11 protein-coding genes are annotated in these 12285 nt (G+C 62.1%); 3 read left to right on the top strand and 8 right to left on the bottom strand.

Features of this window, described 5'->3' with window-relative positions:
* Nucleotides 1–100: 100 nt before the first annotated feature.
* On the top strand, nucleotides 101–265 hold the full coding sequence (locus tag ACWJI3_RS03380) for a hypothetical protein (protein WP_255100957.1): 165 nt from the start codon (nucleotides 101–103) through the stop codon (nucleotides 263–265).
* Between the two features lie 195 nt (nucleotides 266–460).
* Here ACWJI3_RS03380 and ACWJI3_RS03375 read toward each other — a convergent pair whose 3' ends face one another.
* From ACWJI3_RS03375 to ACWJI3_RS03365, 3 genes are all read right to left on the bottom strand, one after another.
* Nucleotides 461–1609: a baeRF11 domain-containing protein gene (locus ACWJI3_RS03375; RefSeq protein ID WP_480202888.1), complete on the bottom strand. Its 1149-nt coding sequence runs from the start codon at nucleotides 1607–1609 to the stop codon at nucleotides 461–463.
* Nucleotides 1610–2273: 664 nt separating this feature from the next.
* Nucleotides 2274–5666: an efflux RND transporter permease subunit gene (locus tag ACWJI3_RS03370; protein ID WP_480202887.1), complete on the bottom strand. Its 3393-nt coding sequence runs from the start codon at nucleotides 5664–5666 to the stop codon at nucleotides 2274–2276.
* Nucleotides 5667–5681: 15 nt separating this feature from the next.
* Entirely contained in the window at nucleotides 5682–6674 is a 993-nt protein-coding gene (locus tag ACWJI3_RS03365; RefSeq protein WP_255100960.1) for an efflux RND transporter periplasmic adaptor subunit, read from the bottom strand.
* Between the two features lie 336 nt (nucleotides 6675–7010).
* Between ACWJI3_RS03365 and ACWJI3_RS03360 the strand changes: the two genes are divergently transcribed.
* Nucleotides 7011–7169: a hypothetical protein gene (locus ACWJI3_RS03360; RefSeq protein ID WP_255100961.1), complete on the top strand. Its 159-nt coding sequence runs from the start codon at nucleotides 7011–7013 to the stop codon at nucleotides 7167–7169.
* A gap of 570 nt (nucleotides 7170–7739) precedes the next feature.
* Nucleotides 7740–7991: a transposase gene (locus ACWJI3_RS03355; protein WP_480202886.1), complete on the top strand. Its 252-nt coding sequence runs from the start codon at nucleotides 7740–7742 to the stop codon at nucleotides 7989–7991.
* An 858-nt stretch (nucleotides 7992–8849) separates the two neighbouring features.
* Here ACWJI3_RS03355 and ACWJI3_RS03350 read toward each other — a convergent pair.
* From ACWJI3_RS03350 to ACWJI3_RS03330, 5 genes are all read right to left on the bottom strand, one after another.
* Nucleotides 8850–9866: a DUF932 domain-containing protein gene (locus tag ACWJI3_RS03350; protein WP_480202885.1), complete on the bottom strand. Its 1017-nt coding sequence runs from the start codon at nucleotides 9864–9866 to the stop codon at nucleotides 8850–8852.
* A gap of 113 nt (nucleotides 9867–9979) precedes the next feature.
* Nucleotides 9980–10285, bottom strand: coding sequence for a single stranded DNA-binding domain-containing protein (locus ACWJI3_RS03345; protein ID WP_480202884.1), 306 nt, complete (start codon nucleotides 10283–10285; stop codon nucleotides 9980–9982).
* A complete protein-coding gene (locus ACWJI3_RS03340; RefSeq protein ID WP_480202883.1) occupies nucleotides 10282–10599 on the bottom strand; it encodes a hypothetical protein in 318 nt (105 codons plus the stop codon). The genes ACWJI3_RS03345 and ACWJI3_RS03340 overlap by 4 nt, the downstream gene beginning before the upstream one ends.
* Nucleotides 10600–10715: 116 nt before the next feature.
* The gene (locus ACWJI3_RS03335) at nucleotides 10716–10949 is read right to left on the bottom strand and encodes a hypothetical protein (protein WP_480202882.1); all 234 of its coding nucleotides are present in this window, start codon (nucleotides 10947–10949) and stop codon (nucleotides 10716–10718) included.
* Nucleotides 10946–11359 (bottom strand): DUF6926 domain-containing protein, encoded by a 414-nt coding sequence (locus ACWJI3_RS03330; protein WP_480202881.1) that lies wholly within the window; start codon nucleotides 11357–11359, stop codon nucleotides 10946–10948. Before ACWJI3_RS03330 ends, ACWJI3_RS03335 begins: the two co-directional genes overlap by 4 nt.
* Nucleotides 11360–12285: the final 926 nt, after the last annotated feature.

Raw genomic sequence — 12285 nt, 5'->3', positions numbered from 1 at the left:
GGTCTGCGGCCTGGTCCGTCAAGGGCGTTGCAAGGGCCTGCGGCCCCCTTGACGAACCCGGCCCCGGGTTGCGGGAGCGGTGTTCTTTGGCGCCTCAGCCATGAAAAGCCGCTCGTTCAAGATCACCTGCTGGAAGTGGCTCTACCGCCACACGCGACAACTGCGCTGGTTGGCTGGACTGATCTGGCCCCTGCAGACCTTTCCTCGCCGGCTCGCGATCGAGCTGGAGCTAAGGCGCTGTGAACGCAGCTGGGAGCTGCACTAACGCCTGAGGGGCTGCGGCCCCTCTAACCCCCCTCAGGCGTGACGTGCTGCTCGTCAAGCAGCGCCTGGATGGGTAGTCACAACAGGTTGTTCAGCGGACAAGGGGGAGTGAGCTTGACGGGGTTGTGGTGATCTGCGGGGTCAGCCTTCGCAACTCACTGCCATTGCCCCGACCTGGCAGGGCATGGCCATTGACTCAGAGGGCGTAGCGCAGGATCGCGGCGACGCCAGCGTCATCGGGTAGATCCTCCTGCCGAACCGCCAGCACTTCACCACCCGAGAGCAGCACCCGCCGGGCGATCTCGTCGTACACGCCGTAGCTGTCTGCGCCGGCGATCTCCGCCTCGTCAATGCGGCCGTCGATTTCGTCGATCCGCCCGTTCATCACCCGGTCCATGTCCACCATCAGGCTCTGGACCGCTTCGAAGGTGGCGGCACGGGCGACTTGAGCCACATCGCTGCTGGCACGACCCTCGCTCCCGCGCACAGCGAACTGATCCCGCCAATCGGCGATCCACTGGCGGTTCATGTCGTCGAGCACGGCGCGGGAGGCCTCGGCGAGCTCCGCATCGGAAAGGCGCTCGGGGCTGCCCTCGATGCCGATGGGCGCCAGGTGGGGATAGGTGTTCACCGAGCGGTAGATCGCCCCGAGGCTGTCGACAGCGGCGAGGACCAGCGGGATCATCTGGCCGGCCAAACGCTCACGGAGCGCCTGATCCACCAGGCGGGCGTACTGGCGCAGCCGCACCTTCTTGCCTTCCGAGCCCGTGAGCCGGCCGCTGGGGGAACGGTCGTTGATGCTGGCCTTACCTGCCGCCGAGGCGGCATCGGTGGGCAGATCAGCCAGCCTCACGTTCGCGGCCGGCAGATCGGCGGAGACTTCGATCAGCCGGACCCCGCCCTCCGCTAGCGCCAGCACGTAGCAGGTGTTGCCGAAGGTGGTTGCGCGGAGAAGGGGTTTGAGGTGGAACCGGTCAGAGACCGCCACCAGCGGTTCGACGGTCGTCGGTAGGCGGTAGCTGATCAGATTCTCCGGCGTGGCGTAGACCACCACAGCGTGGGCCTGGAAGCGCCAGAACTCGTCGTCATCGATCAAATCATCGAAGGATTCGCTCAGGGCTTCCAATGCGGCCCGATCGGTGCCCGCGGCTTCCAGCTGGAGGATCGCCTCACCGGCCAGGGCGCGGAACTCAAGCCGGTCCACGTCCGTGTTCGGGGTGATCGGTGTGGTGGGCAGCACGATCGACACGCTGGGATCGTGGCGTCGCTTGGCCAGCGCAGCGAGATCGTCGCGTGTAGGGAGATCAAGATGAAGCATGCCGCGCCAGGGAAACTCCAGCTCCAATTGTGGCCTGAGATCGGTTTGCTGGCCGCTTGAATGCCGGCCACTTCGGTCGTGCGTGATGCGGATCCAAAACAGCTATGGGAGCCAAAAGACCCTGGGTGGTCTCATCCCCCAGCAGCGGCTCGCCCAGTTGGAAGCATGAACAACCTGGTGGGAAACCACACCTTGAGGTTCCCCAGCGCCTGCGGGCTCCGCTCCACCCGCTCGCTCCTGCTCGGGGTCAGGACATCACCGCCCGTGGCGCCGATGTCTTGACCACAGAACGGATGTTCCACAACTTCAGCATCTCCTTTTCCCAGTGGCTCAGCCTGATCGTCATACCGGGTAGTCGGCAGCAAGCCGAAAAAGGTCTTTGCGTCCATCAATGACCAACATGGTCAAACAGGCCTTGAACTCAGGGCAGCGAATTCTGCGGCTGAACATCGGCGAGAGACCGCGGGCCTGGCTACTGTCGAGGCTCAACTGATAACAATCGTCCCTGCTTGCAAATCTCGTCAAGATGACACCATTTTGGGCCCAACTTCTGGGCCTGCAAACCCTGTCCAGAGCCACACTCAGATATCCATCAAGCAAGTAGCGACTCCTACAACCTGCAGTTCCTGGATATAGCCGTGGCTGGGTCAAGCATGACAACTTTGGGCAAGCAGCTTCGTTGCCTTCAGATCTACTTGTCATCAGTCTTTAGAGCTTGGTGCCCGAGCCAGCTTTTGAGTTCCACATAGAACACAGGCACCACGAACAGTGACAACACAGTGGCGACGGCGAGGCCACCGAAAACAACCGTACCGAGGGAAATCTGGCTACGGGCACCAGCTCCGCTGGAGAAAACCAGGGGTAGGAATCCCAGCAGCGATGCGATGGCGGTCATCAGGATGGGACGCAGTCTCGATCGGGCCGACTCCCGGGCGGCTTCCAGCACAACAACGCCCCCAGCGAGTCGCTGATTCGCCAGATCGACGATCAGAATCCCGTTCTTGGCGGCCAGGCCAATCAGCATCACCAGACCCACCTGGGCATAGACATTCAGGACCTCACCCCGCAAGCTCAGAAACAGCATGGCCCCTAGCATGGCGGTAGGCACGGTCATCAGCACGATCAGCGGATCGCTGACGCTTTCATACTGGGCTGCCAGGACCAGGTAGACCACCAGGATGCCTAGAGCAAAGATCGCGAGTGCCAGAGAACCGGCTTTGATCTCCTCTCGGGAAATGCCAGTCCAGTCGTATCCGAGTCCGTTGATCTGCAAGCCGCGGAACAAGTTTTCCATCCTGTTGATGGCCTCACCTGAACTGCGGCCCGGCGCCGCCTTTCCTTCAATCTTGATGGCACGGTAGAGGTTGAAGTGGGGAATCACTGAAGGGCCGGTGGTGGGTTCCACACGGAAGAACTCCGAGAGGACAATCGATTTGCCAGCGCTGTTGTTCACGTACAGCGAGTTCAGCCGTTCTGGGGTGGCGCGGAAGCCTTGGTCGGCTTGCACGTAGACACGGCGAACCTTGCCGGACTGGAACGTATCGTTCACATAACTCCCACCCATGGTCACGCTGAAGGCCTGCATCGCCTTGCCGAAATCCACATCCAGAGCCGCCATGCGATCACGATCCACCTGAACCCGCAGCTTCGGTGAGACGGCCGAGAACTGGGTAAAAGCAACTTCAAAGGCGTCATTGGCATTGGCCTTTCCGATCAGCTCGTCAGCAGCTCCGGCAAACTTGGACAGATCCAGGGCGCCGGCGGTCTTATCCAGCAACTGGAATTCAAAGCCGCCCGAGTTGCCATAGCCGCGAATTGGCGGAGGCTCGATGACGATCATACGGGCGTCCTCTATCACCGACAGTTTTCCATTCAGGCGCCCCACAACCGCCGCAGCACTCTGATCGGCTCTACGGCGCTCCTCCCATGGTTTCAACCCGAAAAAGAAGAATCCTCGGTTGGGGGTGTTGCCTTCAAAGCCAGCTCCACTGAACAACGCCGCAGTGGCGATCTCCGGTTCTCCGCGCAGGATCTCAGCCACCCGTTGGTTGATGCGCTCGGTATTTGGAAGCGAGGTCCCTTCCGGAGCCTGCAGAATGCCAAGGGCATAGCCTTGATCCTCCACAGGCACGAAACCTGTGGGGATCGCCGTGAAGGCCACCCCAGTGAAAATAATGCCCCCCAGCAACAGGCCCATTACCAGATGCCGACGGTGGAGCACCCAGTCCAGGCCGATGTGATAACAACGCTCCATCAAGGCATAGATCAGGTTGAAGCGGTTGAAGATCTGGGGTGTGAACCAGCTCACCAGCAGGCCCAGTGCGGTGCAGAGCACCACGCTGAGAGGACGGTCCACCCCGCCGATCAGCATGCCGGTAAGGGCACCGGCTACGGCCAGTGGCAGCATCAGCGGCCACCCGGTGAGCTTGCTCAGGCCGTAGCCCAGGAGTGTTCCGATTACGAGGGCCCCCAGAATCGTGAGGACGCCGCCGCCGCTGAGCAACACCCCGAAGATGAAGGCCAGGGTGGTTCCGCCGATGGCGTAATTGGAACGGCCTGGAGCAGCGTCAAAGCGGTCTAGCAGCACGGCCGAGAGCATCGGTGAGAATGTAAGGGCGTTGAAGGTGGAGATGGTAATCGCTGCCATAATCGTGACCCCAAACTGTTTGTAGATCGTTCCAGTCGCACCAGGGAAAAACAGCACCGGCACGAATACGGCGATCAACACCAGCGAGGTGGCGAGGATTGCGCCGAAGAGCTCGCTCATAGCGGCCTGCGCAGCTGCGAGGGCGTTCAGGCCAGAACGCTCTTTACTCACGGTGTCTTCGATTACCACGATGGCGTCATCAACCACCAGCCCGGTCGCCAAAACCAGTCCGAACAGGGTCAGTTGGTTGAGTGACAAGCCGACCAGTTTGGCCACAGCGAAGGTGCCGATCAGCGATACAGGAATGGCGATTGTTGGCACCAACGTCGCCCTCCAATCCTGCAGGAACAGAAACAGGATCAGCACCACCAGCACGATGGCGTCCCGCAGGGCCGCCACCACGCCTTCAATGGACGCGTTGATGAAATCGCTGTTGTCATAGACTTTCTCCATCTTCACCCCTACGGGCAGGGTGCTGGCGAAACTCTCGAGTACCCTCTTGACGCCGGTGGAAACCTCAAGGGCGTTGCTGCCACTGAGCTGATAGACAGCCATACCCACCGACGGAACGCCTTGTAGATCGGTGCTGCTGACGTCATAGCTCTCGCCTCCCAAGGAGACCCGGCCAACATCTTTGAGGCGAACAAGACCGCCGCTTGGAGTCTTGCGAACGATCATGTTCTCGAACTCCGTTACAGAGGTGAGCCGTCCCTGCAGTTCCACGCTGAAGGTATATTCCTGCTCGGCAGCAGCTGGAGAGCTGCCGATCTGGCCAGCCGGCACCAGCCGGTTCTGGCTTGTCAAAGCATCCACCACGTCGTTGGCTGTCAAGCCATTCACAGCCAGGCTTACTGGGTTGAGCCAGAGGCGGATGGCGAGCTTGCGGGAGCCGAAGTAAGTCACATCACCGACTCCCGTCACCCGTTTGATCTCGTCGGTGAGGCCCTGGTCCAGTAAACCACTGATCGTCTCGACGCTATAGGGCTGCTTGGTATCGGTACTGCCGAAGATGTAGACGAGCAGAATTGAGGTGGAAGCCTTGTTAACCGTGACACCAGACTGGCGTACCTCATCAGGCAGCTGTGGCTCTGCCAAACCCACCCGGTTCTGCACGTTCACCTGGTTGATGTTCCTGTCGCTGCCGTTTTTGAAGGCAACAGTGATCGCGCTGCTTCCATCCGACGCGCTGCTGGAGGTGATGTACTCCATGCCCTCTACGCCGTTGATCTGCTGTTCCAGCACGGAGGTAACACCCTGCTCGACACTGATCGCATCGCCACCTGCATAGCTGGCGGACACGCGCACAGTGGGCGGTGCGATGTCTGGCAGGTTCTCTACGGGCAAGAGCGGAATCGAGATCAGCCCAGCAATCACAATCAACAAGCTGCAGACCGCCGTAAGCACCGGTCTCCGGATGAATTGGTTCGAGAGCGACATGCGGCAGGTGGCGGTTTAGGACCTGGGCTTGATCGGTACGCCGTGGCGGAGGTTGATGAGGTTTGAAGTGATCACGGCCTCTCCGGGGCTGATGCCGCTGAGCACAGGAAAGCGGTTGTTCTGGAGTGGCCCGAGCACCACAGGACGCTGCAGGGCTACAAGGGTGGTAGCCGGTAGCTTGGCGAGTGAGGCCAGATCGGCCCTGTCAGGGTTCGCGCGGAGCTGGGCAAGGGTTCCTGTGATGAACACAAAGTTCTGGCCGGGGAGCTGCTGCACCGCCTTGAAGGGAACCGAGAGTTGCTGGTTCTGCTCCAGTACCAATTTCGTACGTACCTTGACGCCGCTGCGTAAGCGGCCGCCACGATTGTCGAACTCGGCTTTCGCTAGCAGCGTCTGACTGCCATCGCCGACCACTGGATCGATCGATTGCACAAGGCCGTTGGCCAAGGGCTGGTCGGTGGCCGGATCGCTGAGGAGCACGGTCTGGCCGAGCCGCACCCGTTCGGCGTAGACCGTTGGCACCTCAATCCTGACCATCAACCGATCGTTGCTCACCAACTTGGTGAAGGGGTCACCGCTCGTGATCACATCACCCTGCTTCACTTGCAGGTCGGCAACGGTACCGCTGATCGGTGCACGCAGATTGCGGAATCGGCGGTCAGCTTCCCTGGCGATCAGGGCCTCCCGAGAGGCGATTGACTCCTGTCGAAACTGGTCCCGCTGGATCGGGCTGGCGGCCCCTTGGCGTACCAGCGACTCATAACGTTCATAGTTGAGCTGGTCACTGGCGGCCTTGGCCCGCAGGTTGATCACGTCGGCCTTCTGCTGCTCCTGATCCAGCACCAGCAGCAAATCACCCTTTTGAACCTGGCTACCCTGGCGCACCAAGATCCTCTCGATCCTGCCGTCCGCCTGGGCGGAAAGCTGCACCAGATCTGGCGCCTCCAGGCTGCTCACCGTTTCGACGCTGGTGCTGAAGGTTGCCAGCTGGGCAGGTTCTGTCTGCACCGGCAACGCGCCGCCTCTCGGCGGTCCTGACGGTTCAGAGCAGCTGGTGAGAGAAAGCGCTATGAGCCCCATCGCCAGGGGAAGACAAAACTGGCGCGGTGCCGGAACGCGCAAGAAAAATGCGCCCAGCGGCATAAAACAAGGGATATTTCTTCGCCACATCTTGGCGGAAAAGAGCCCACCCTGTTGAGAACCATTCTCAGGAGGCGGGAAGGCTTGTGATCCGCTCCTCTCCTTTCTCCACCCTTTTACCTACAGCTTGGAAGCGCGCCACTCTGAACACAGCTAGTGAAGCGGTAGTGCCTATGGGGCTGATGCCGCTTCTTCTGGCCAACCTTGCTGCTGCTCGCTCTGCTGTTGGTGGTTTCCAGCGACTGTGGGCTCCGCTCCACCTTCTCGCGCCTGCTCGGGGTTTCGCTGCGCCCGCTCGTGGCGCGGGTGGGGGATGCTGCTGGAGGTGTGCTGGAGCTGGTTGAAGCGTCGAGCAGGCCGTAGCTGCTGCGCACAGCGGTCGGGTCTTTGTCACTCCCCGGTGGGGTTCAGCGCCTTGGTTGCGCGGTAGCTGGGGCGGTGGTCGTTCAGGAGCACCTGTCGGGGTCTTGCTGGCACAGCACGCGGGTTGAGTGGGCGTCGTGGTGCTGGCTTGGTCTTCCCCCGATGGTCCCAACGCGGTGCTGCGGATGGGGGGGCGCGTCCTGCGCAAACTCACGATGCGCCCTCTCTCTCAACGCGATCGCCTTGTGCACCAATACCTTTCCCTGGCCGGTGCCCTGGCCCAATGGCTGCGGGATCGGGCTTTGATGGTGCCCCTGCTGATGAACGCTTGCGCGGAAACCCCCTGGACCCACCAGAGCCTGGATCAGGGCCGCCCTGAAGGCGGCGGCAGCTGGCTCGGTGGCCTGGCCGCCCCAGACTCCAGGTCTCCAGAAACGGAAAAAGCGCGGGACGTAGGGCTGGAGGCCATGGTCGATCAACTGCCCACCGAGAGGTGGACTGGTTTTTCTGGACAGCCCCCAACGTTAACCTCTGAGGTGGGGCATCGCCCCTGAAAGGGGGCTCACAGTGTTGAGCAAGCGCCGTACCTACAGCCCCGAGGTCAAGGCCAGGGTCGCCATGGTGGCGTTCAGTGGCCGCAAGACGATCCAGGAGATCGCCGCCCACCACGCTGTACACCCGATCCAGGTCAGCCAATGGAAGCGGCAGCTGCTCGACGGTGCCACGGAACGTTTCACCAGAAGCAAGAAGTCCAATGGCAAGGACGAGGAGCAGACCAAAGAGGCTGAGCTGGTCCAGCTGCACAGCCTTGCAGAAGCCTGACGGCTACGCGCAGCTGCAGATGGAGCTGGAGTTGCTCTGATGTTCGTGAACCACGCAAGCTGGTCGATCCGCTCTCTAAGGCAGTCGCTGCTCCCCAGATCGGCTGCGATGGCCGGGTCCTCTCGGTCGACGACATCACAGGCCACCACTTTATAGCTGCAGACGTCGATCACCAGGTAGAGAACCAGCCACACACCGCACACGGTGGTGATTAAGAGATTTGCCTGTAACTTTGATTAGTCCCATTCTTCGTCTTCTTCGTTCTCGGGGGTTGGCACCGGCTGACGGCTCTGGATTGCCGGTGCTCTGAGTGAGCGAGATTCGAATCCAGCTCGATCGATAGCTGCTGCCGTTTGACCGATGGAGTCAAGTAACGCCCCGCTGATTGGAGCTAGCTCCCGACAGAAGGTGGCAATCGTGGTCCAGATGTTGTGTTCGTAGGAAGTCATAGGGATGGTGCGCACCTCTGGGTGCTGATGTTCATGGGTTGGGCCGATTGGGGCTTGTCTCTGTTGTGGAGGGTCTCCTCCTGGGGGATTCAACGCTCACACGCGGTGGATGCCCAGGAACGCCCGCAGGCCTCCTCTGCTGACGTGCTCGGGGCAAAGGCCGCCGCCACCGCACCTCAGGTGGTTCACAGCTTCGTGAGCGCCAGGATCTACGGGCTCGGGGGAAAGCTCCAGCGCCTCCCGACGCAGCCAAAGTCCCCGCAAGCCATGGCAGCATCAAGCCACACCGGTGGTCGTCACAGCGCCGCTGGTGTGGACACCACCGGCAAGGAGGTCAGAGCCCTTGCCCTTTCCTCTTCTGGCTTTGCCCCGCCTCAGGCGGTAAGAACCTCCTCTTGACCGCAGGCCCTCAGCTGCGGGTCGCCGCCAGCGCCAGTTCATGGGCCTGGGTCAGGGTGGAGGCAGCTTTGCCGAACCACAGCCCCTCCAGCCGCTGGCGGGCGGCTTCGATTGGATCTCTCGAGCGGCCAGCGTCATGGGAGAGGTATTCGGTCACCGCCTGGTAGGCGCCCCACATCGATCCCTGCACGCCCGGGATGTCACTGCCGATGGCCTGGCCTTCGAACTTGGCGGACAGTCCCTCCCAGGCGGGGAGATCCTCCAGCCGCCTGGGCCGGCTGGTCGCCGCATCGCCCCGGCGGTCATTGATCGAGCCCCGCAGCTGATCGGCGAACAGGGTCTCGACATAGCTGCGGAACTGCGCAGCCGTGCAGGGGGCGGCGGCCATCGCCCGCAGTTCGGTCAGCCCTCCAGTGAATTGCTGCCTCTGCAGGTCGATCAGCTCAGGGAGCCGGCTGATCAAGGCATTGGCATTGCGGGTGTGGCGGATGCGGCAGCCCTGCTGGCGCCGGCTACTTGCTGAGGCAAGTCCCAGGGCAGCAGAGAGCGTGTTCTTGCAGACCACCCGGATGGGGGAGAAGAACACAGAGAAAGCGATCGTGCCGTCATGGCTCGTGCAGCCGACCAGGTACTGATTCACCGGATCACCGGGGAGCACCTCCCCTTCTGATTGGCGCACCCTTGCTGTAAAGGTCACCTTGCGGCCGCCGGCCAGGACGCAGACCGCATCCATGACCGCATCGCTATGGAGGGCCTCGGCGACCCGGATCAACTGCTCGTTTTGCACCACCTCATAGGTGGCGTTCATCACCGAGAGGGTGGTGCCGGTATCGGTCCTTGTAATTGCCTGGTAGCCATCGATGGGCTGCATGTCGGCGTCGTAGACGGGGCGGCCGGCGAGATGGAAGTCGGCGCCACCGAGGCGGAAGGCTTCCCGCGCCGGCAGGGTGCCGTCGAGCACAAGGCCCAGGCGGTGCCAGGCGGGCTGGCTGTTGAGGAAGACACCGGAGTGGAAATCGTGGGACATGGGGTTCACAGCTGCGGCTCGGAGGCCGCCAGAGAGGACAAAAAAGCCGGCCTCGGGGGAGAGACCGGCAACAGCTGGGGCGGGGCTCACACCCGCCTGCCCGTTTGAACGGATCAGCGACAGGAGGGGGATGTGTTGAGCATCTGGAGGCGATCGACCACCAGCCGCAGGCCGCAGTGGTTCCCGCATAGCCGTCCGGAGGCGGCCAGCCGCATGCCGGGGGTGGCGTTGTCACTGAGTTCCTGTGCCTGCTTCCCCCAGACCTCGATCAGCACTGAGAAGCCACCGGCGGACTCTTCGTGCCAGCGGGGGGTGACGCCGGGGACCAGCAGGAGCAGCTCGGCGCGGATGGCGCCGCAGTCAAAGCAGGTCAGCTGTACCGGCAGGGGGGCGGTGCCCGTCAGCACGGTGATATTCATGGCCGCTTGGCTCCATTGGGGCAGCAGGCAGGGGAATCGAGGAAGGAGAAGGCGTCATCCAGCTCCTTGTGGCTCGGTGGGGACAAACTGGCGGCTTCCCGGCTGCCGGTTCGGGCGCTTTCAGGCTGAGGGGCAGGGGTGACCTGGAGCTGGAGGCCGCTGAGCTCGCCATTGCGATGCCACGCCATCTGGCGGCCCATGCTCTGCAGGAACAGGATTCCGGAGAGGACGTCATCGTCTTCATGGAGTAGGCCGATCGGAGGGAAGAGGGAACCATCGGGGCGGCGGATGGTGATCTGGCTGTGGAAATGCATGAAAAAAGCCTGCGCAGCAGGCGGTGGAGGGAATTGAGAGGGAGGCAGGGGGTTAGCCAGCTCGAGGCGGTGGAGCGGCAGGAGGAAACCAGAGCGCTCACTGGTGTGCACACGCGTCAGCGCCCTGGCCCGTTCTCGGGGAAACAGAACCGCACGGCGTCAGCGGCCTCATCGAAGGGTGGTGAGACATCCAGCCAGGGAGAGCGAATGCGGGCAAAGGCACCGGCCGGGAAATAGCGCGAGAGGCTGGAGTAAGTGGCGCCTCGCAGGCGATCCACTGGCAAGACCAGTCCGGCGGTGGCGTTGCCGCTGCGGGCACAGCGGAAGCGGACCTTGCAGTAACCGCTCATGGCCTTGCAGCCAACGGGGGCGGCCCAGCAGTCGCCGGGGCCCCAACGGGGGAAGCCACAGCCGGCGCAGCCGGCACCGCTGCCGATAGGAGGAAGCGGTAGATGGTGCAGTCGGTGGCCAGGCAGTAGCCGGCAGCGTCGTGGAACGCCGTAAAGCCGTACTCCTCATCGGCATTGACGCAGTTGGCGAATCGAGAGCAAAAGGTTTCCTGCCACCAGGCATCGGCAGCAGCGATCTGGTCATCCTCCAGACCGGTGGGGTCAGCGTTGATGAAGTAGCAGGCCCAGTGGGTGGGTAGCAGATAGCTGACCAGGGAGGGTTGGCGCGTATCCCGTTCGCTTCTGCTGAGGAGGACGGGCTCAGGGGGGCACAGGGGTGGACCTGGCAGGTAGAGGCGGGAGGCAGGCATGAAAGTCACAGCGTCAGAGGGACACAAAAAAGCCCCGCACGCGGCGGGGCGAACCAATCCAGGCGGACTTGAACCGCCAAACAGCAAGACGCCCCCTGGCAGGGACACAGGGGGGCGCTCGCTGCGCCTTGCCTGCTACGCAGTGACCTCCAAAAGGTCTGGAAGGCATGCAGGTGGATTGGGGATGTGGATGGTGTTCGTCGGGTGTTCTTGCCCTTCTTTTCAGTCCCATCCGGAGACTGGAAGCCGGTTTTGCACCGCATCCCTGCTCAACCACCTTTGGGGAGATGGGAAGAGGGATGGAGATCGTGCTCGATCTCGCTGCGACGGCACCACCGGGCCCCAGTGGGCATAAGAAGGGCGTAGCGCGTCAGGGCCGCAAGGCCCCGCAGGAGGAAGACTTAGCGTCTATTGATACTGTCCTGCGCATGTATGGGCGCCTGTTGTGTGTTGGCGCAACGCTGGAGAGACTTAGTCACGGGAAGCCTGTTGACCCGCACAACGGTGCGCACCGGCTCGATCCGTCCTCGGGCATCTGCTGCCCTCGTCCTCCCGCTAAACCCCTCCGTCGTTTGGCCGAACGAGTGTCTCTACGGGGCCGCATGCCCTGCGCTGAACGGATTGGATACCGTCAGGCGTCTCGTTTGCACCTACCGGTTGACGGCACCACAACCAGTAAAGGTTGGATTTCGTACGACCTCGGGGGAGCGTTTCTATGTTGTAGCCGCAGCAAAGAATGCCGCTAGCAATGATACATAGGCTTGGTGCGCAAGTTGCGCTGTTGTTGAAAGAAGGATTAGACACTTTGGCTCCAAGCATCAAGGCTGTGAGCCTGACCGGCGAGAGTGAGCGACTGCGGCGCAGTCCTGTCTCATCGGTTGAAAGCAACATAAGGGCAAAGCGAGCAGATCGTCAAGCAATCCAGG

The sequence above is a fragment of the Marcopretia estuarina LEGE 06307 genome (genome assembly GCF_056633115.1).
Note: the sequence above shows the minus strand (reverse complement) of the source record. Positions and strands in the feature narration are given on the sequence as shown.